Source organism: Aeromonas sp. FDAARGOS 1415, from assembly GCF_019048365.1.
GTDB lineage: Bacteria > Pseudomonadota > Gammaproteobacteria > Enterobacterales > Aeromonadaceae > Aeromonas > Aeromonas taiwanensis.
In genome coordinates this window covers 3662013-3681594 of sequence record NZ_CP077363.1, presented here as the reverse complement: position 1 = coordinate 3681594, position 19582 = coordinate 3662013, and the positions used below count along the sequence as shown (strand labels likewise).

15 protein-coding genes are annotated in these 19582 nt (G+C 63.1%); 8 read left to right on the top strand and 7 right to left on the bottom strand.

What is annotated here, in order from left to right; genetic code table 11:
- Positions 1-43: 43 nt before the first annotated feature.
- The 4 genes from I6L45_RS17180 to I6L45_RS17165 form a co-directional block, all read right to left on the bottom strand.
- Positions 44-1300, bottom strand: coding sequence for an amidohydrolase (locus I6L45_RS17180; RefSeq protein ID WP_216982731.1), 1257 nt, complete (start codon positions 1298-1300; stop codon positions 44-46).
- Between the two features lie 1261 nt (positions 1301-2561).
- Positions 2562-3533: a 6-phosphofructokinase gene (gene pfkA, locus I6L45_RS17175; protein ID WP_043760260.1), complete on the bottom strand. Its 972-nt coding sequence runs from the start codon at positions 3531-3533 to the stop codon at positions 2562-2564.
- Positions 3534-3674: 141 nt separating this feature from the next.
- Complete coding sequence (tpiA, locus tag I6L45_RS17170; RefSeq protein ID WP_043760261.1) at positions 3675-4430, bottom strand: triose-phosphate isomerase; 756 nt, start codon at positions 4428-4430, stop codon at positions 3675-3677.
- 135 nt (positions 4431-4565) lie between these two features.
- Positions 4566-5300 (bottom strand): ElyC/SanA/YdcF family protein, encoded by a 735-nt coding sequence (locus I6L45_RS17165; protein ID WP_254204397.1) that lies wholly within the window; start codon positions 5298-5300, stop codon positions 4566-4568.
- Between the two features lie 148 nt (positions 5301-5448).
- Between I6L45_RS17165 and cmoM the strand changes: the two genes are divergently transcribed.
- The 6 genes from cmoM (at position 5449) to I6L45_RS17135 (ending at position 14090) form a co-directional block, all read left to right on the top strand.
- Positions 5449-6225, top strand: coding sequence for a tRNA uridine 5-oxyacetic acid(34) methyltransferase CmoM (cmoM, locus tag I6L45_RS17160; protein WP_216982729.1), 777 nt, complete (start codon positions 5449-5451; stop codon positions 6223-6225).
- Between the two features lie 115 nt (positions 6226-6340).
- On the top strand, positions 6341-7660 hold the full coding sequence (gene mukF, locus I6L45_RS17155) for a chromosome partition protein MukF (protein WP_210548868.1): 1320 nt from the start codon (positions 6341-6343) through the stop codon (positions 7658-7660).
- Entirely contained in the window at positions 7641-8378 is a 738-nt protein-coding gene (gene mukE / locus I6L45_RS17150; RefSeq protein WP_043760270.1) for a chromosome partition protein MukE, read from the top strand. Before mukF ends, mukE begins: the two co-directional genes overlap by 20 nt.
- A gap of 45 nt (positions 8379-8423) precedes the next feature.
- Entirely contained in the window at positions 8424-12851 is a 4428-nt protein-coding gene (mukB, locus tag I6L45_RS17145) for a chromosome partition protein MukB (RefSeq protein ID WP_216982728.1), read from the top strand.
- 174 nt (positions 12852-13025) lie between these two features.
- Positions 13026-13418 (top strand): septal ring lytic transglycosylase RlpA family protein, encoded by a 393-nt coding sequence (locus I6L45_RS17140; protein WP_134694516.1) that lies wholly within the window; start codon positions 13026-13028, stop codon positions 13416-13418.
- 156 nt (positions 13419-13574) lie between these two features.
- On the top strand, positions 13575-14090 hold the full coding sequence (locus I6L45_RS17135) for a histidine phosphatase family protein (RefSeq protein WP_216982727.1): 516 nt from the start codon (positions 13575-13577) through the stop codon (positions 14088-14090).
- Positions 14091-14134: 44 nt separating this feature from the next.
- Here I6L45_RS17135 and I6L45_RS17130 read toward each other — a convergent pair whose 3' ends face one another.
- The 3 genes from I6L45_RS17130 to I6L45_RS17120 all read right to left on the bottom strand — a co-directional run bounded on the left by I6L45_RS17130 (position 14135) and on the right by I6L45_RS17120 (position 16296).
- Positions 14135-14722, bottom strand: a complete 588-nt coding sequence (locus tag I6L45_RS17130) for a hypothetical protein (RefSeq protein ID WP_216982726.1) — start codon at positions 14720-14722, stop codon at positions 14135-14137.
- A 150-nt stretch (positions 14723-14872) separates the two neighbouring features.
- Entirely contained in the window at positions 14873-15076 is a 204-nt protein-coding gene (locus tag I6L45_RS17125; RefSeq protein ID WP_043760281.1) for a hypothetical protein, read from the bottom strand.
- 641 nt (positions 15077-15717) lie between these two features.
- A complete protein-coding gene (locus I6L45_RS17120) occupies positions 15718-16296 on the bottom strand; it encodes an alkylphosphonate utilization protein (RefSeq protein WP_216982725.1) in 579 nt (192 codons plus the stop codon).
- 157 nt (positions 16297-16453) lie between these two features.
- Here I6L45_RS17120 and I6L45_RS17115 point away from each other — a divergent pair, with 157 nt between their 5' ends.
- Together I6L45_RS17115 and I6L45_RS17110 are read left to right on the top strand one after the other, a co-directional pair.
- A complete protein-coding gene (locus tag I6L45_RS17115; RefSeq protein ID WP_216982724.1) occupies positions 16454-17683 on the top strand; it encodes a methyltransferase in 1230 nt (409 codons plus the stop codon).
- A gap of 201 nt (positions 17684-17884) precedes the next feature.
- The gene (locus tag I6L45_RS17110; protein WP_216982723.1) at positions 17885-19330 is read left to right on the top strand and encodes a chitinase; all 1446 of its coding nucleotides are present in this window, start codon (positions 17885-17887) and stop codon (positions 19328-19330) included.
- Positions 19331-19582: the final 252 nt, after the last annotated feature.

Below are 19582 nucleotides of genomic sequence, written 5' to 3'. Positions count from 1 at the left end.
CAAAAAGGCAGCCCTCGGGCTGCCTTTTTTCATGGGGCACCCATCAGCGGCCGAGACGGTGGAGCATCCAGGCCTCCAGCAGCGCCACCCCGGGGGCGAGCACGGACTCGTCGAAGTCGAACTCCGGGTGATGGTGGGGCGCCGCCAGATTGGCCCCCAGGATGAGGTAGGCAGCCTGGCCCCCGCTCTGCTGCACCCGCTCGATGAGAAAGCTCGCGTCCTCGCTGGCACCGAAGCGGCGGCTATGGATGGTCTCGAGCGCTATCCCCTGTGCCAGAGGCACGAGCTCCTCGATGAGGGCCGGGCTGTTCTCGATACCGGTGGCTTCCCCCTGCTTGCGGATGAGGTAGGTGGCACCCTGCATCAGGGCGGCCCCTTCCACTATCTGCTGCACCTGGTTGAACATGTAGTCATTCAACGCCGGCGTGGCGCCACGGGTCTCCCCCATCAGCCGGGCATGGCCGGGGATGACATTGCGGCCGCTGCCGCCATGGAGCTGGCCCACATTGATGCGGGTCATGCCGTCGCGGTGGCGGGGGATGCCGAGCATGGCAGTGGTGGCCATGCAGGCCGCCGCCAGGGCATTGTGGCCCGCGTTGGGCTCGAGCCCGGCATGGGCGGCTTGCCCCATAAACTCCACGTCAAACTTGGTGGAGCAGAGAAACTCGGTGGGGTTGACCACCAGCTCGCCACTGTTGGCGTGGATGCCGATGTGCAGCGCCAGCAGGGCGTCCACGTCATCGAGCTGACCGCCGGCCGCCAGTGCCTTGCCGCCGCGGCATCCCTCTTCGGCAGGTTGAAAGAAGAGTTTGATGCGGCCGGTGAGCTTATCCCCCTGGGCGGCGATCCGCTCGGCCAGCACCAGCCCGATGGCGGTATGGCCGTCGTGGGCACAGGCATGCATCCAGCCCGGGTTGGTGGAGTGCCACCCCTCCTGGCTGGGCAGGTGGGCCGCCTCTTCACTCTCTTGCACCTCCACCGCGTCGATGTCGAAGCGAAACGCCAGGGTGGGGCCGGGACGACCGCTGTCCCACAGGCCCATCACCCCGGTGAGCTCGTCGATGCGCGCCAGCCAGTCGGGGTGGGCGCCCTGGCGCAGGGCGCGCTTCTTCTCGGCGTCAACGTCGATCTCCCGCCCCATGATGAGGTTGCTGGCGAGCAGTTGATCCCCGAGCATGACGGAGAAACCGAGTTCATTGAGGTGGTGGGCGATGAGGGTGCTGGTGCGAAACTCGCACCAGGCGGCTTCGGGGAGACGGTGAAGGTCGCGGCGCCAGTGGCGCAAGGCATCCTGAGTCATGGTCATTCCTGCGTGGCAAATCCAGGGGACATTGTGACGGTCAGGGGGGCAAGAGTAAATCCCGTGCCGCTGGATGCAACAAGGGGAGCACTCAGGCTCCCCTTGCAATCATGGCGAACAGGCCAGTCAGGACGTTAATTGCTCACCAGCACCGGATAATCCGGCTTTCCCGTCGCATTTCGTCACACCACCTCAAAAGGGCGTGTTTGTGCGTCATTTATCACCGCACAGGCGGTGATAATGATGGGGTCTGGGTGTCAGCTGACTGTTTGACCGGCTTACAGCTGTGCCAGTGAAGGCAGAGAGACGGCAACCAGGGTGAAGAACACGGTAAAAACGGCGGTAACAACGAACTCTTTCATGATTTTGTCTCCCTTGGTTGACTGTTGATGGGTCCAAGATACCACAATGACTCGATAAAACAATGGAAAATGCATTTATATAAAGAAACTGGCACAGTTTGATGATAAAGCCATATTTTTGCATCTTTGTGTCCGTTTTATCGCCCACTTCTGGTGATGGCTTGTGTTTATGCTCTCAATCTTTATTTTTTGTATTTTATTTCAATAGGTTAATGATTGGGTATTGATGTCTAATATATGGCTTTGAATGACGCTCATCCTGTTTTTATCAGTTTTGTGGCAGAAAAATGCTCCCTGGTACGCCGGTAAGTGTCGTCAGGATGGGGTTGGTTGGCTGGGCGCGTCATGTTTTGCCTCCTGTCATGTTATTTCCCCCTATATGCAAAAAATCCAGTCAGGGCGGCGGTTTCTGGCCATGCGCCTTGGGCGCTGTTTGCAATTAACCGGCGAAAAGTGGCGATAAGGCGTCGATAAATGGGGGCTCATCCGTGATCCTGGTCAGATAATGCTCGCATCTTTCCAGGTGCAGCGAAAAAGCACTGCCTGTCTGGGATCTGCTGAGCGCGAGCTGGCTTCCTTAAAAAGGCCTGGGAAGAAAATGAGCCGAACGCAGGGGGGCGGGGGTGGAGAGCGCCGCAGGCCTTGCACCGAGCTGGCGGGATAGATGGCACCGATCAGGTGAGGAAACACACCCAGACAGGGAAGGGACTGGAATAACGCACCCAGGGGATAAGGGAAGGGTTGTCAGGACGCCTCTTTATGCTTTGGAAGGGCAGGTGAAGAGGCCATGCGGGCAGAGTGAATATCGCGGGCGAGGGCAGCGCAGACATAAAAAAACCCTCCGGAGGAGGGTTTTGTCACACAACCTGATTAGCACCGCTCGCAACGGGAGCGAAGGCTTAGAACAGGGTGGTGGAGAGATCGTACAGCTCCTGGTTGAACGGGCGCTTGAGGTTCTCGATGCAGTCGATGATGTCGTGGTGCACCATCTCGTTGCCCTGGATACCGACGCAGCGGCCACCCTGGCCGGCCAGCAGCTGCTCGACGGCGAAGGCACCCATGCGGCTGGACATGATGCGGTCACGGGCAGTCGGGGCACCGCCACGCTGGATGTGGCCCAGGATGGTGGCGCGGGTTTCGCGGCCGGTCATGGCTTCGATGTCTTTCGCCAGGGCGTTGACGTCGGTGACGTGCTCGCAGATGGTGATGATGGCGTGCTTCTTGCCCTTGGTCTCGCCTTCCTTGATCTGTTGCAGCAGCTTCTCCTTGTCGAAGGCCACTTCCGGCACGATCACGTACTCGGCGCCACCGGCAACCGCGGCAGACATGGCCAGATCGCCGCAGTGGCGGCCCATGATCTCGACCACGGAGATGCGGTGGTGGGAGCTGCAGGTGTCGCGCAGACGGTCGATGGCGTCGACGACCACGTTCAGAGCGGTGTCAAAGCCGATGGTGAAGTCGGTACCGGCGATGTCGTTGTCGATGGTGCCCGGCAGGCCGATGCAGGGGAAGCCTTCCTCGGTCAGCTTCTTGGCACCCATGTAGGAGCCGTCACCGCCGATGACCACCAGGGCGTCGATGCCGTGCTTCTTCAGGTTCTCGACCGCCTCGGCACGGACTTTCGGGTCCTTGAAGGCGGGGAAGCGGGCGGAGCCCAGGAAGGTGCCGCCGCGGTTCACCACATCGGAGACACTGTGGCGCTCGAGCTTGACGATCCTGTCCTGATGCAGACCGAGGTAGCCATCATAGATGCCGTAGACTTCCAGGCCATGATGCAGACCGGCGCGCACCACGGCGCGGATGGCTGCGTTCATACCCGGTGCGTCACCACCACTGGTCAAAACACCAATACGTTTGATTTGTTTGGTCATGAGTGCCTCTGGATCTGAGTTGTCGAAAATCTATATCTGAAAAATACGGCGAGCCCGCTTTTACTATATCGGCTTTCCTATGGCGAAGGGTCCATAGGAAAGCGATATGAAGAGAGGGGCAAGCCCCTCTCTTCTGGCCGCTTACTTGGCGGCGCCAGCGATGATCTGGGAGAAGTCGTCCACTTTCAGGGACGCACCGCCCACCAGGCCGCCGTCGATGTCCGGCTGACCGAACAGGTCGGCAGCGGTAGCACCGGTCACGGAGCCGCCGTACAGGATCTGTACCTTGGCAGCCACGTCTGCGTCAAAGCCGGCCAGGTACTGGCGGATGTGAGCGTGCACGGCCTGTGCGATTTCCGGGGTGGCAGTCTTGCCGGTGCCGATGGCCCAGACCGGCTCGTAGGCAATGACGGCGTTGCTGAAGGAGGCGATGCCGCAGCGGTCGATGACGGCTTTCAGCTGGGTCTCGACGACCTGGTTGGTGGTACCGGCTTCGAACTGAGCCAGGGTCTCACCGATGCACAGGACAGGGACCAGGCCGCCCTTCTGGATGGCTTCGTACTTGGCTGCCACCACGTCGTCGGTCTCTGCGTGCAGGGTACGGCGCTCGCTGTGACCGACCAGGGAGTAGGTGCAACCGAAGGCTTTGAGCATGGAGGGGGCGTTCTCGCCGGTGAAGGCGCCGGACTCGTGAACGTCGGCGTTCTGGGCACCGTAGGCGATCTTGCTGCCGGCGGTCAGTTGTTCAACCAGACCCAAAAAGATAACAGGCGGGCAGACGGCGACTTGCACGGAAGGATGAGCGGCAGCGGCCGGGGTCAGTCCTTTGATCAGAGCTTCCACGGAAGCCTTGGTGCCGTTCAGTTTCCAGTTACCCATTACCAGGTGCTGTCTCATCTTCTATATCTCCTAGGCATTTGATTGCGCAACATTATATGAATTGAACCGAGCCCAAGATAGCTGACCCGGCGGCAAATGACGTAATTTTTTTTCGCTTTCCTGATCCAAATCAGGAATGAAAGGCGCGATTGCTCACTCGGTGACCTGCCCCCGCAAACGGGCCCACCATACCCCAATCCACTCGTGAATGGCAGCCTCGGAATACATCAGATAGCGCCCCTTGGGGAGGTAGGTATAGAGGGGTTGCGGCACCTGACTCTGCTTGGCGGTGTAATCGGTGGGGGCCGGCACCGCATCGAGTCCCTGACCGCGATAGAGGGCCATGGCGCGAGGCAGATGGGTGGCCGAGCTCACTAGCGCCACCCGCTTGCCCTTGAGGTGGCGGGCGATGCTGACTGCCTCGTCATGGGTGTCTTTGTTGTTTTCAAACAACTTCATCCGGGCGCGCGGGATGCCGAGCGTCTCGGCCATGCGGGCGTTGACCTCGGCGTTCGACAGCGGATCCCCCGACACATAGCCTGAGAAGATGAGCTCCGCTTGCGGATAAGCCTGGGCGAGGCGTACCCCCTCCAGGGTGCGGGCCAGGGAGATGTTGTTCTGCCAGCTGATCATGGGCACGGCGGGATCGCTCACATGGCCGTTGCCGAGCACGACGATGGCGTCGAGATGGGGATGCTGGCTCACCTCGAAGGGTGGATAGGTCTGCTCGAGCCCACGGGCCAGCTCATAGCTCACCGGGCGCATTCCCATCAGGGCAACGATCACCAGGGAGAGGGTCGCCAGCAGCTTGCCGGTTTTCTGGAAACGGGTGAACCAGAGCAGCCCGAGCGCCAGCAGCAATAAGGAGAGGGAGAAGGGGAGCGGCATCAGCAGCTGGCCCAGCCATTTCTTGATGACAAAGAGGTTGAGCTCGAACACGACAGCGACGTCCTTGAGTTTTCAGCAAATTCGGGATGTGACAGAATACCCCTCTTTTTGGTCTGGCCCAATCCTGAGGCCAAGAGTTGAGTGCGTCTTGAAGCAAGATCAGAGTTTTGACGGGCGTGCGGACAAGTTCGCCCGCAACATCTACGACTCCACCAAGGGGTGCATCCGCACGACCGTGGTGTGGAGCGACATCGAGGCCTGCCTGGCACGCCTGGGCAACCGGCCCCTGCGCATCCTGGATGCGGGGGGCGGCTTTGGCTACTTCGCCCAGAAGCTGGCGGCCATGGGCCATCAGGTGGAGCTGTGCGATCTCTCGGCGGAGATGCTGGCCCTGGCCCGCACCCAGATCGCCGAGAAGGGGCTGGAAGACAGAATTCGTCTCATCCATTGCCCCATTCAGGATCTGAAGCAACACGTGACCGGTACCTTCGATCTGGTGCTCTGCCACGCCGTGCTGGAGTGGCTCGCCGAGCCGCGCCAGACCTTGCTGGGTCTGTTCCCTTTCGTCAAGGCAGGGGGCATACTGTCGCTGCTTTTTTACAATCGTCACGGCCTCCTGTTCCAGAGCCTGGTGGTGGGCAATTTCGATTATGTGCGCCTGGGCCTTCGCAAGAAGCGCCAGACTGCCCTGACCCCCACCAATCCCCAGATCCCCGAGCAGGTCTATGACTGGATAGGCAGGGGAGGCTTGCGGATCATCGGCAAGACCGGGGTGCGGTTCATCCACGACTACATGCGCCACAAGCAGGATCAGGTCGAGAAGTTCGACGATCTGCTGGCCATGGAGCAGCAGTACTGCCGGCAGGAACCCTTTGTCTCCCTGGGTCGCTATATCCATGTGATGGCCCAGAAACCGGCCGGTTGAGACACACCGGCGTGAATACGATGCGGGATCCAGCCGCCGGGGCGCCACCGACCCCGGCCTATATCACCACGGCGGGCGAGTGACCCGCCGGCTATAACAACGAGATGATAACGTCATGATGAGTACATCCCGTACCCTGCCAGAGACGGTGGGATGGGTCAGACAGGAGGGGTTGTCCCTGAACCTCCCCACCGACCGGCTGGCCTTTCTGATCGCGATCAAGACCCTGTCCGAGGACGAGTCTGATCTCTCGGAGGCCGCGCTGCACGATGCCTTCGGCTATGTGAGCAGCGCCTTCGGCCAGATGGACGAGACCCTCACCGGTCGCGCCAACAACGCCATCAACGATCTCATTCGCCAGCAGCTGCTGTCGCGCTTCACCACCGACATGGTGGCGGGGGAGAGCCTCTACCGCCTGTCGCGCCTTGGCATGAGCATCGTCGACTTCTTCCTGGAGAGCCGTCAGGTGGACTCCATCAAGCTCTCCATCCTGCTCGAGCACCTGGCCGCCGAGCTCGACACTGCCCGCAAGGCCGCGCTCGAGACCAATACCCGGGAGCAGTGGGATGCCGAGGTGCTGCCGCGCCTCACCTTTTCGCTTGAGGAGACGCTCGGGCGCATCGATCTCACCCAGCGCGCTATGGACGAGCAGCAGAATCAGGTGAAGGGCGAGATCGCGGCCCTGCTGACCCAGAACTGGGTCGACGCCATCCACAGCTGCGAGAAGCTCCTGCACGAGACCGGCCAGACCCTGCGCGAGCTGCAGGACACCCTGGATGCCGCCGGCCACCGCCTGCAGGCGGGCCTGCTCAACATCCAGGAGGCGGCCCAGGGGCGCGACGATCTCTTCCACGTCGAGGAGCTGACTCACGCCCTGCAGGGGCGGCTGGACGTCATCACCGCCTGGGGCCAGCAGTGCATCGAGCTCTGGTCCCGCTACGACAGACACGTCCACAAGTTCATCCGCAACGCCATCGACATGGACAAGAACCGCGCCTTCAGCCAGCGGCTGCGGGAATCCATCCGCAACTTCGAGCAGCACAACTGGCTGCTGCGAGTGGCCGAGGAGCCGCGTCTGCTGGAGCTGCGCGATGAGACCATCGCTATCCACGACGAGGAGGTCACCGGCGAGGTGCCGCTGGAGATGGAGTACGTGGAGATGGTGGACATCAATCAGGAGCTGGCCGAGCGTATCGAGCGCTACCTGGCCCGCTACCCCGAGCAGGGCCATCAGCTGGATCTCGCAGACGTGCTGCGGGAGTACCTGCTGGACTACCCGGCCCACGCCCACTTCGACGTGGCGCGCCTCCTGATCGATCAGGCCGTGCGTCTCGGCCATGCCAGCGGTGAGCGCGAGCATCACCGTCAGCCCGCATGGAAACCCATTAACCAAGCTGGATCCAAGGTTCAGGCCTATGTCATCGATCAATACTGAGTTTCCCTTGCCCCTGCGGCTCGCAGAGGCCATCGCCAACCCCTTGTTTCCGCGCATCGACACCGCCCTGCGCTCCGGTCGTCACATCAGTGCCGACGAGTTCGAGCAGCACTCTGCCCTGGTGGAGTACCACGGCGAGCTGGAGATCTTCTACGGCCGCTATCAGGTCGAGCTCATCAAGGCGCCGGAAGGCTTCTTCTACCTGCGCCCGCGCCCGAGTGCCGACATCGGAACAACAGTGTTATCTGAGCTCGATATGCTGGTGGGCAAGGTGCTCTGCTACCTGTTCCTGAGCCCGGACCGCCTCGCCTCGGAAGGGGTCTTCTCCATGGCCGAGCTGCAGGAGGAGGTGCTGGGGCTGGCGGACGAGAAACAGCTGCTGCGCATGGTCAACAGCCGCTCCGGCGGCACCGATCTCGACAAGAAGAAGCTCCTCGAGAAGATCCGCACCTCCATGCGTCGCCTCAAGCGCCTCGGGATGATCACCGCCCTTGGCAACAGCGACAAGTTCCGGGTCAACGAGTCCGTATTCCGCTTCGCCGCCGACGTGCGCTCCGACGAGGATCCCCGCGCGGTGCAGCTGCGGATGATCCAGGAGGGGGAGGCCATCTTCCACGACGACGAGATGCCGAGCAGCGATTCCCTGTTCGAGGACATCGAAGGGGATCTGGACGAAGAGCAGCTTGAGCTGGAGGTCGAAGATGATCTGCGAGACTAATTTTCTGGCACAGATGGAGACGAGAGTCCTGATGGAGAGTGCGGCGTGAGAGGTAAATTCAAATCCCTGACCATGGTCAACTGGAACGGCTTCTTCGCCCGGACCTTCGATCTCGACCAGCTGGTGACCACCTTGTCCGGCGGCAACGGCGCGGGCAAGTCCACCACCATGGCGGCCTTCATCGCGGCCCTCATTCCCGATCAGTCCCTGCTCCACTTCCGTAACACCACGGAGGCGGGTTCCTCCAGCGCGTCCCGCGACAAGGGGCTCTACGGCAAGCTGCAGCGCGGTCACTGCTACTCTGTGCTCGAGGTGATGAACAGCCGCGAGCAGCGGATCTGGGTCGGCGTGCACCTGGAGCAGGTGGCGAACCGCGACAACAAGGTGAACATCACCCCGTTCGCCTTGGTGGACGTGCCCGAGCACCTGGCGCCCACCGATCTGCTGCTGGAGAAGCTCGACGACGGCAAGGGGCGGGTGCGTGCCTTCGCCGATCTGAAAGGGGCGGCGGCGGAGCTCGGCGCCATCAAGGTCGCCAAGTTCAATACGGTGACCGATTATCACAACTTCATGTTCGAGTTCGGCATCACGCCGAAGAAGCTGCGTGATCAGAAGGATCGCGGCAAGTTCTATCGCCTGATCGAGGCCTCCCTCTACGGCGGCATCTCATCGTCCATCAGCCGCTCCCTGCGGGAATACCTGCTGCCGGAGAACTCTGGCGTGCGCAAGGCGTTCCAGGACATGGAGGCGGCCATCTACGAGAACCGCCGCACTCTGGAGGCGATCAAGGAGACCCAGGGTCAGCGGGATCTGTTCAAGAACCTGATCACCGAGACCACCCATTACGTGGCCGCGGAGTATGTGCGGGGCGCCGCCGAGAAGAGCCGGCTCTCCGAGCTGGCCCTGAAGGCCCGTGCCGAGCTCGCGGGCAAGCGTCGCCTGCTCGCCGAAGAGAAGCAGCGCGCCATCTATCTGGCGGACGAGGTGGATCAGCTCACCAACCGCGAGAAGCTCCTGACCGACGAGCTGGAGTCCGCCGCCGAGCACCTGGCCAAGGTGATGGCGGCCGTCAACCTGCAGAAGAAGATCGAGATGTACCGCGCCGATCTCGCGGAGCTGGTGGACAAGCTCGAGCAGCAGCAGGCGGTGGTGGAAGAGATCCACGGCCAGTTGCTGGAGGTGGAAGAGCGCAAGGAGCTGGCCCAGGCAGAGGTGGACAGCCTCAAGACCCAGCTCGCGGACTACCAGCAGGCGCTGGATATCCAGCAGACCCGCGCCATCCAGTACCGCCAGGCGGTGCAGGCCCTGGAAAACGCCCGCGAGCAGTGCGAACTGCCGGGGTTGACCGCCGAACAGGCGAGTGACGCCCTGCACCAGTTCCGCGCCGCCGAGCAGAGCCTGACCCGTCAGGTGCTGGCCGCCGAGCAGCAGCTGGCGCTCGCCAAGGCGGCGGTGGCCGAGCACGAGGCGGCGCTGGCGCTGCTTTTGAGCATCGCTCCCGAGACCGCCCGTGAGGCTGCCTGGCCCCAAGCCCAGGCCCTGCTCAAGCGCCATATCGAGGACAAGGCCCGCATTGCCCAGGGGCAGGGTTTGCGCACCGCCCTGGCCCGCCTCGAGAAGGAGAGCGAAAGCCAGAAGACCCTCTTGCGGCTGCGAGACGAGCTGGCCCAGGCGTCTGGTCAGCACATTGCGAGCCAGGACGAGCTGGAACTCTTCCTCGAAGCCCAGCGCACCCGTCAGGAAGAGCTCGCCGAACAGCAGGGCGAGGTCAACCAGCGCCGCGCCAGCCTGGAGCATCAGGGGGCCCAGCTGGGCCGCGATATCGCGGAGCTGACCAAGCTCGCTCCCCGCTGGCTCAAGTCCTTCGAGAAGCTCGAGCAGCTGCGCGAGCAGAGCGGTTTGCCGCTCGCCACCGCCGAAGAACTTTCTTCCGGCATGCAGAGCGTGCTCGACAAGGAGCGCGAGTTCGAACAGGAGAGCAACCGCATAGCGGCGCAGAAACAGGCGCTGGAGCTGCAAATTCGCAACCTGCAGCTGGGGGCCGGCGAGGCCGATCCGCGCCTTGCCCGCATCGCCGAGCAGGTGGGGGGCGTGCTGCTCTCCGACGTTTACGACGACATCTCCATCGACGATGCCCCTTACTACTCCGCGCTCTACGGTCCGGCTCGCAGCGCCCTGGTGGTGCTCGACCTGGAAGGCGCCATCGAGCGGCTGAAAAAGCTGGAAGATTGCCCGGAGGACATCTACCTCATTCAGGGCAACCCCGACTCCTTTGACGAGGATCTGGTGGAGGCGGACGAGTTGGGGGACGCCGTGCTGGTGCGCACCAGCAAGCGTCAGGTGCGCTTCTCCCGCTACCCCGATCTGCCGCTCTTTGGCCGCGCCGCCCGGGAAAAACGGATCGAGCAGCTGGACCTGGAACGGGAAAATCTCATCGAGGGCTACGCCAAGGCCGCCTTCGAGCAGCAGAAGTACCACCGCCTCTACGGCCACTTCCGCGACTTTATCGGTGCCCACCTGGATATCGCCTTCCGCCCCGACCCGGAAGCGGAAGTGCAGGCCAAACAGGCCGAGCAGCGCAAGCTGCAAGAGACCATCGCCGAGTGTGACAAGCAGCTGGCCGAGGCCAAGGCGGCCGCCGCCCAGCTGACCCGCCATATCCAGCTGGTGCAGGGGATGCTGCCCTTCGCCCATCTCTTTGCCGAGACAGACCTGGCGGCCCGCCTCGAGGCGGCTCACGCCGACGTGGAAGCGTTGAAACAGGCCGAAGCCTTTATCGCCAAGCACGGCAAGGCGCTGGAAAAACTGGAAACCATGGTGCAGGTGCTGCGCCAGGATCCGCAGGATCTCTCTGCCCTACAGGCGGCGTTTGACGAAGCCAACGAATTGCTGGCGGAGCAGAAGCGCCGTTGCTACGCCCTCGATCAGCTGGTGGCCCGCCTGCCGCACTTTGCCTATCAGGATGCGCAGGACCTGCTCGGCAAGGCCTCCGAGATGAGCGAGCGACTCAAAGAGAAGCTCAAGGTGGCGGAACTGGCCGCCCGCACCGCCGGCGAGCAGCACAAGCTGATCGCCTTGCGCCACACCGAGGCGCTGCAGCTGCGCACGGCGCTGGATTCCAGCGCCGCGGCCAAGGGGCAGACCCTGGCGGAGTTCGAGCAGGAGCTGGGGGCCATGGGGCTCTCCCTGTCGGATGACATGGAAGAGAAGGCCCGCGCCCACAAGAAAGAGATCGAAGAGCTGCTCATCCGCACCCGGACCCGTCGTACCAGCGCCGAGGCCCAGCTGCAGGTGTGCAAGCGCGAAATCGAATCCCTCGGCGGTCGTCTCAAGCTGGAAGGCAAGGATTACTACGGCGCTCGCAAATCCCTGGTGGGCCACAAGGCGAGCTGGTCGCGGGTGGTGCGCCTGGCGCGGGAGACCGACGTCGAGAAGCGCCTCAACAAGCGCGAGCTGGCGTACCTCGACAGCGACGAGCTGCGCTCCATGTCGGACAAGGCCCTCGGCGCCCTGCGGGTGGCAGTGGCCCACGACGAGGCCCTGCGCGATGCGCTGCGTCTGTCGGAAGGCAACCGCAACACCGAGCAGAAGGTCGCCTTCTACGTGCAGGTCTACCGTTACCTCAAAGATCGCATCCGCAACGACATCATCCGCTCGGACGATCCGGTGGAGGCCATCGAGGAGATGGAGATCGAGCTGGCCCGTCTGGCCGACGAGCTCAAGCAGCGGGAGAATCACCTGTCTCTCTCCTCCCACGAGGTGGCGGCCAAGATCACCAACATCATCCGCCGGGAGCAGAACCGCATCCGGGTGCTGAACCAGGGGTTGCAGAACATCGCCTTCGGCCTGGTGCGCGGGGTGCGCCTCAACGTCAATATCCGCGAGGCCCACACTCGCCTCCTGACGGCGCTCGCCGATCAGAGCGCCATGCACAACGATCTGTTCGCCGACAAGGAGCTCAGCTTCTCCGAGGCCATGGCCAAGCTGTTCCAGCGTCTGAACCCGCAGGTGGAGCAGGGGGAGCGCAACTACCAGGTGATGGGGGACGTGCTGCTGGACTATCGCAACTACCTGGAGCTCGAAATCGAGGTGCAGCGCGGTGCCGATGGCTGGCTGCGGGCCGAGAGCGGCGCCCTCTCTACCGGCGAGGCGATCGGCACCGGTCAGGCCATCCTCTTGATGGTGCTGATTAGCTGGGAGGAGGAGTCCCGCCGCCTGCGCGGCAAGGACATCGCTCCCTGCCGTCTGCTGTTCCTGGACGAAGCGGCGCGCCTGGATGGCAAGTCCATCGCCACCCTGTTCGAGCTGTGCGAGCGGCAGGACATGCAGCTCCTCATCGCGGCGCCCGAGAACATCAGCCCCGAGAAGGGCACCACCTACAAGCTCATCCGCAAGGTGCAGGGCAAGCACGAACACGTGCACGTGGTGGGACTGCGGGGCTTCGGCTTTGCCGATGACAAGCTGATCGCCTGAGGTCGCATCACCTGACACAGGCTGACGGAGCGATAACCAAAACGGGAGGCACAGGCCTCCCGTTTTCCATGGGAAAGTGAGAGAGTAGCCCCCTGTTTGCAGGATTGAACCTGGCGTTGACGCTATGGCCTTTGAGCCGGTGTGGCGCCGAACACTGAGTCGAGGAAGTGGATGATGATCACCATGGTGCAAAAGGGGGTGCTGATCCCCCTGAGTCTGTTGCTGGCCGCCTGCAGCAGCCAGCCGCAGGCCGGTGAGGATGGCAGCGTGCGCGGTTACACCCAGACGGGGCTCGCCTCCTACTATGCCGATCGCTACCACAACAAGAGGACCGCGAGCGGCGAACTGCACAAGAGGGGGGGCAACACGGCGGCTCACATGACGCTGCCCTTCGGCACCCAGGTCAAGGTTACCAACCTCGCCAACGGCAAGAGCGTGGTGGTACGGGTCAACGACAGGGGCAACTTTGCCAGGGGACGCATCATCGATCTCTCCAGGGCAGCGTTCAGCGCCATCGGCAATCCCCGATCCGGGCTTATCAAGGTGAAGCTGGAGGTAGTCCCTTAGCGATTGTCAGTACAGCGTCATCGAAACGGGAGGCACTGCCTCCCGTTTTGTTTTTTGGGGGACACAGCGAGGTGGTCAAGTTCCAGCAGTGATTCTCCGCTACCCTCTGAGGGAGATCGCCATGCCTGTAAGGCACACGGGAGAGGGCACGTTTCGATGCAGAGGACGTTGTTGCTGGTGCGCCATGGCAAGTCGAGCTGGGAAGAGGCTGGGCTGCCTGACAGGGCGCGCCCCCTGGCTCCACGGGGGCTGCGTGATGCCCCTTTGATGGGGGGCCGGTTGGCACGGGCGGGGGTGAAGCCCGATCTCATCCTCTCGAGCCCCGCCTGCCGGGCCCTGTCGACGGCCAGGCTGATCGCCGGGGCGCTGGGTTACCCGATTAGCCGGATAGCGGTCGATGATCGCCTCTACGGGTGCGATGTGGATATCCTGCTCGAGGTGGTGGGGGAGTTTGCCGACACGCTGGGGTGCGTGATGCTCGTCGGTCACGATCCGGAGTTCACTGCCCTGGCCCATCGCTTCTCAAGCAAGATCACCCGGATGCCGACCTGCGCCGTCGCGTGCTTCACCTTTGATGCGCCATCCTGGTCGGCGCTGGCGGCCCGATCCCTCAAGGGGGTGAGCTTCGATTATCCCAAGCTGCACCGGGATGAGCGGGGCCACAAGCCATGAAAAAGGGGAGCCAGGGCTCCCCTCACTGCGCCTTGGCGTTCCACCTACTCGACAGAGATCGGCCCCTTGGTGCCTGCATCGTTGTCGACCCAGCCATCTTCTCCCTTGATGCGGCGATCCCCCTGGATGGTGTAGGTGACCATGCCTTGCTTGAACACCAGGGCACCGTCGGACTTCTTGGCCTTGACCGGCTTGCCGTTGACCCATACCCGGTCCTGGGCATCGATGCGGATGGTGGCCACGGTGGCGCCCGTTTCGGGGAAGGTGGCGACCCAGTTGCCGGTATAGGGGCTGCCGCTGGTCGCGGGTGCCGCGCCAAATCCTGCGGCAGCATTCTCTGCCTTGGTCTTGTTGATGTCGCACCCGTTGAGTTCGCTCACCTGGGTACAACCGGAACGCTCCAGTTTCTGCTTGTAGCTGAGGTTGAGGCCACCGTCGGCGGCCGGGGCCGGGGTGCCAAATCCCGCCTTTGCATTCTCCGCCTTGCTCTTGTGGATGTCACAGCCCTGGGCCTCGGTGACCTGGGTGCAGCCGGAGCGCTCCAGCTGTTCGGCGTATTTGGCATTGATGGCGTGAACCTGGGCGCTGCCCAGCAGGGACAGGGTCAGGATGAGTGCAGCATTTCTGAACATGATCGGTTCCTCAAGGGATGGGTAAGGCTGGTGCACTGCGGCTCTGGCCCCAAGGCGCCGGGCTTGCCATCAGGGTGGCAAGATGGCGACACTCTCTCACGTTAGCAGCAGATGCGTCGCTCGCCAGATGGCGGTGGGAGAGGATGGGGGTCAGCTCTGGGGTATACGCACCCCCTTGTCGAGATAGAGGCTGCTGTAATGGGCCCTGTGGGTGACGAACATCACCTGGTGCCGGCTGCCGTCGGAGAGGATGACGAAGTCGCCGGCCTGGGCCGGGCTCTGCAGGAGGATCTCGTGATCGGGGGCGGTCAGCTTGTCGGCCTCCTCCCTGAAGGTGAGGGTGTAGGAATACATATGGCGCTCCACAACAGGCTCATATACGGACACGTTTACAACTCTAGCTCCGACGGCAGGGATCTGCGGCGCCCAAGCGGCACCACGACGAGATCATCGAGATCCGGCAGGGGGAGGAGATGGGCATGCTGCCGCGGCGTGATGACGAGACCCCGGCAGAATCCGGGCCTCCGGCCGGGCAAGGTGGATAGGAGGTGAGCACAGGAGATCATCCGGGTGATGGGGCTCGAATCTGTGATTACCCGGCCTGGTCGCGGAGAGAGCTCAATAAAAAAACCGCCTGAGGGCGGTTTTTTCATTGGCTAGTCATCCTACTTCAGGGCTTTTTTCAGCTTCTTTATCTTGCTCTCGTGCTTGGCGATCTTTGCCTGACGGGCGGCAATCTTCTTCTTGAGCTCTTTCTTGCTGGCCATGGGGTTGCTCCTTGGGGTCGGGGGCATCATGGGGATCATGGTGCCCGGGGTCTCTCCATGCGTGCCGGGAAGGCCCTCTCCACTGACACACTGGCAGCCAGGGGAGGGGGCATACCGCGGAACTGGTTTGCAGGATAGTCCAGTTTTCCCCTGGCGCCACCCGAATGCCAGGATATTGGGGCAACAAAAAAGCGCCCCTGGGGGCGCTTCTGTCCGGCAGGGGCGGTATCAGGCCTTCTTCAGGTAGGCGGCCACCAGCACGATCTGCATGCCGTTGACCTTGCCCTCGATGTGCAGGGGATTGTTGGTCAGGCGAATGCCCTTGACCAGGGTACCGCGCTTGGCGGTGAACCCGGCGCCCTTGACGTCCAGATCCTTGATCAGGGTGACGGAGTCCCCTTCGACCAGCACGGCGCCGTTGGAATCGACGGTCGGCACGCTGTCGTCATCGTCACTCGCCACGCCGGCTTCTGCCCAGGCCTTGGTCTCTTCTTCCATGTACATCATGTCCAGCATGTCCTGGGCCCAGAGCTCGCCCCGGGTGCTAAGGGCCTTGAGCTGGCGCCAGGCCATCACCTGCACCGCCGGCACCTGGCTCCACATGCTGTCACCCAGGCAGCGCCAGTGGTTGACGTCCGTGGTGTCCGGCTGTTCCAGCTGGCCACGGCAGGTGGTGCAGAGTGCCACGCTGTGGTCGTCGTCATTGGCGGGGGAGTGCGGCACCGGGAAGGCAGTCAGCGCATGTTCTGCGCCACACAGCTCGCATTTGGCATTCGCACGGGCTTGCAGGATGGCATTGATGGTCATGTTTGGATTCCGTTGATAGGGGTAAAGCGGCTCGCCGGGGCGGGCAGCGCGAAGGAGGGGGCGGAATATAGCACAAATCCCTGTATTTTGTCAGGCTACCGCCCGAGGCTTGTGCAGAGACGTGGTGACGAGTGCTTTTTGACGGCAGATCGCTAGAATGAGCCACCCTTTTGCACTGCAGGACAGGTTCACCGTGCTGGCCCACCGTTTTCGACAACTGGATCGCTTGCTCACCGACGAGAAACACTGGTGGCAATACCAGCCCTATCACCACCTGGGGCTTGCCTTCGCCAGCGAGGCGCCTGCCCTCGCCGAGTGCCTGGAGGCCCTGAGCCTTGAGGAGATAGCACGCCTCGATGGCGACATGGGGGCGCTCTGCACCCTGCTTGCTCCCTGGATCCCGGCGGGAGCCGAGCTGCAGGCCCTGAGCTCGCTCGCCGAGTTCGTGCCCGAGCCGGTGCAGTGCGCCAGGGCCGTGGCGATGTACATGCCGGGGCGCAAGCAGGCGCAGATAGAGGCCTTCACCGGTTGCCTGCCGCCTCACCCAGGCCCCTATCTGGAGTGGTGCGCCGGCAAGGGACACCTGGGAAGGCTGGTCTCCCTGCACCGGGGGAGCGAGATCCTGAGCCTGGAGTGGCAGGGCGAACTCTGTGAGGAGGGGCGGCGCCTCGCGGCGCGCGACGGAGCGCAGATGACCTTCGTGGAGGCGGACGCCTTCGCTCCTGCCTCGGGGCACCTCATCGCCGAACACCACCACGCCATGGCACTGCACGCCTGCGGCGATCTGCACACCCACCTGCTGGCGCGAGTAACCGAGCGGCGTGCCCGGGGGGTGACCCTCTCTCCCTGCTGCTACCACCTGATCCGGGGCGATCGCTACGAGCCCCTCTCCCTGGCCGCCAAGGGCAGCGCATTGCGCCTTGGCAAGAGCGACCTCAAGCTGCCGCTGCAGGAGACGGTGACCGGCGGTGCCCGCATCGCCCGACTGCGGGAACAGGAGGTGGTGTGGCGCCTCGCCTTCGACTGCCTGCAGCGCCAGCTGCGCGGAGTAGATGAGTATCTGCCGGTGCCGAACCTGCAAAAGAGCCTGCTGACCGGCGGCTTCGAGGCCTTCTGCGGCTGGGCCGCCGAGCGCAAGGGGATAAGTCTGCCGACGGGGCTCGATTATGACGGCTTCCTGCTCATGGGAGAGCGGCGCTTCGGGGATGTTGCCCGTATGGAGCTGGTACGCCATCTGTTCCGCCGCCCCCTCGAAATCTGGCTCCTGCTCGATCGCGCCCTCTTCCTCGAGGAGCAGGGGTACGAGGTGGAGGTGGGGACCTTCTGCCCCAAGCCCATGACCCCGCGCAACCTGCTGATCCGGGCGGTGCGCACTCACAGCGCCTAGCCGAAGAGGGTCTCGGCATGTGGCGACGGGCCTGCGCGATGGCAACGTTCGCCGCCGGTTCCTCCTCGAAAAAGAGCGCCATCTGAGTGCAGCGGTGAAATGGCTCACATTTTCGCCAAATTCTTAATTCTTGTCGTGAATTTAGTTGTCGGGATGCCTATGCTCCCCCCTGACTTTATTGCGAGACAAGGATGGTTACCCATGTTCACACTCAAGCGCACTGCCTGTCTGGTTGCCCTCTTCTGGGCACTTCCGGGCCAGGCCGCCATGACGATCCAGCCCGATCCCCAGCACAGCGGCGGCTATGTGATTGCGGCGGCGGATCTTGCCAGCGCGGCGCAGGCCAAGACCGCCAACCCCATGTACGGGATCTGGTCCAAGGCCCTCGCGACCCGGCCCAATAGCGTGGTGGAGGCGATAGTGGCACGCGCCCCCGGCAACCCGGACAACGTCAAGCGGGTCGAGCGGGTCTTCACCGAAGCGGACTGGGACTTCCTGACCCAGATGGCCGCCCCGGAATACACTTACGAGCGTTTCCTGCGGGCGGTCGGCAAGTTCCCCGCCTTCTGCGGCGACTACACGGACGGGCGCAACGCCGACGCCATCTGCAAGAAGTCCATCATCACCGCCTTCGCCCACTTCGCCCAGGAGACCGGCGGCCACATCGGCAAGGACAATGTCTCCGACAATCCGCTGGGGCTTGAGGAGTGGCAGCAGGCCCTGGTGCACGTGCGGGAGATGGGCTGGTCGGAGGGACAGACCGGCTACACCACGGGTTGCGGCCAGAACGACTGGCAGAACAGGAAGTGGCCGTGCAGTACCGGCCAGGGCTATTTCGGCCGTGGTGCCAAGCAGCTCTCCTACCACTTCAACTACGGCGCCTTCTCCGAGGCAATGTTTGGCGGCGATGCCACCGTGCTCCTCAACAACCCGGGGCTGGTGGCGGACTCCTGGCTCAACCTCGCCTCCGCCATCTGGTTCTTCCTGACGCCCCAGGCCCCCAAGCCCGCCATGCTGCACGTGATCGACCGCACCTTGGTGCCCTCCCAGCGGGAGATCGCGGCGGGCATCGGCTATGGCTTTGGCACCACCATCAACGTCATCAACGGCGGCATCGAGTGCGGCGAACAGAACAGGGACAAGGGGCAGCCGGTCAACCGTATCCGCTACTGGGAAGGGCTGGCGGCCCACTTCGGGATCCCCGTGCTGGCCGACGAGAAGAACACCTGCTGGCAGCAGACCCCCTATGGCAGCCTCAACCTCAACGGCGCCACCGACGTGCTCTACACCAACTGGGACGGCAACTGGAAATACTACCCGGACAGACCCGGTGGCTACTCGTTCGAATGTGAGCTGGTGGGCTTCCAGACCGCCTATTCGGCCCTGGTGCCGGGGGATTACGAGAAGTGCGTGACCAACGTCTACGGCTCCCACGCCAACTGGCCCAAGGTGCGGGTGGTGGCCCAGCTCGATCCTGCACCCGTCGATCCGACCACGCCACCGGTGGGTGGCGTCCCCGCCTGGGAGGCAAGCAAGGTCTACACCGCTGGCAACAAGGTGAGCCACAAGGGGGTCATCTATCAGGCCAAGTGGTGGACCCAGGGCAATGAGCCGGGCAAGGGGGATCCCTGGGCTTTGGTGAACTGAGCCGCGGCAGCAGCATGAGCAGGGGAGGCGACAGGCCTCCCCTGTTTGTCTGTGGGCCGGCTCCCATTGTTCGTTCTCTTTTGGCACTGATAAAGTGCAATTTCCCCTCAGCAAGGAACGTTGCCGATGAACATCGCCATCCATTTTGAAATCCCGGTGCAGGAGATGGCACGGGCCATCCGTTTCTACGAAGCACTCTTCGACCTCGTCCTGGCGCAGGTCGAGATAGATGGCAACGAGATGGCGCTCTTC

What these genes read in the sequence shown, in the direction of transcription:
- I6L45_RS17180 (WP_216982731.1), bottom strand. Translation starts at nt 1,300, where the DNA reads ATGACTCAGGATGCCTTGCGCCACTGGCGCCGCGACCTTCACCGTCTC.
- pfkA (WP_043760260.1), bottom strand. Translation starts at nt 3,533, where the DNA reads ATGACCAAACAAATCAAACGTATTGGTGTTTTGACCAGTGGTGGTGAC.
- tpiA (WP_043760261.1), bottom strand. Translation starts at nt 4,430, where the DNA reads ATGAGACAGCACCTGGTAATGGGTAACTGGAAACTGAACGGCACCAAG.
- I6L45_RS17165 (WP_254204397.1), bottom strand. Translation starts at nt 5,300, where the DNA reads ATGCCGCTCCCCTTCTCCCTCTCCTTATTGCTGCTGGCGCTCGGGCTG.
- mukF (WP_210548868.1), top strand. Translation starts at nt 6,341, where the DNA reads ATGATGAGTACATCCCGTACCCTGCCAGAGACGGTGGGATGGGTCAGA.
- mukE (WP_043760270.1), top strand. Translation starts at nt 7,641, where the DNA reads ATGTCATCGATCAATACTGAGTTTCCCTTGCCCCTGCGGCTCGCAGAG.
- I6L45_RS17140 (WP_134694516.1), top strand. Translation starts at nt 13,026, where the DNA reads ATGATCACCATGGTGCAAAAGGGGGTGCTGATCCCCCTGAGTCTGTTG.
- I6L45_RS17135 (WP_216982727.1), top strand. Translation starts at nt 13,575, where the DNA reads ATGCAGAGGACGTTGTTGCTGGTGCGCCATGGCAAGTCGAGCTGGGAA.
- I6L45_RS17130 (WP_216982726.1), bottom strand. Translation starts at nt 14,722, where the DNA reads ATGTTCAGAAATGCTGCACTCATCCTGACCCTGTCCCTGCTGGGCAGC.
- I6L45_RS17125 (WP_043760281.1), bottom strand. Translation starts at nt 15,076, where the DNA reads ATGTATTCCTACACCCTCACCTTCAGGGAGGAGGCCGACAAGCTGACC.
- I6L45_RS17120 (WP_216982725.1), bottom strand. Translation starts at nt 16,296, where the DNA reads ATGACCATCAATGCCATCCTGCAAGCCCGTGCGAATGCCAAATGCGAG.
- I6L45_RS17115 (WP_216982724.1), top strand. Translation starts at nt 16,454, where the DNA reads ATGAGCCACCCTTTTGCACTGCAGGACAGGTTCACCGTGCTGGCCCAC.
- I6L45_RS17110 (WP_216982723.1), top strand. Translation starts at nt 17,885, where the DNA reads ATGTTCACACTCAAGCGCACTGCCTGTCTGGTTGCCCTCTTCTGGGCA.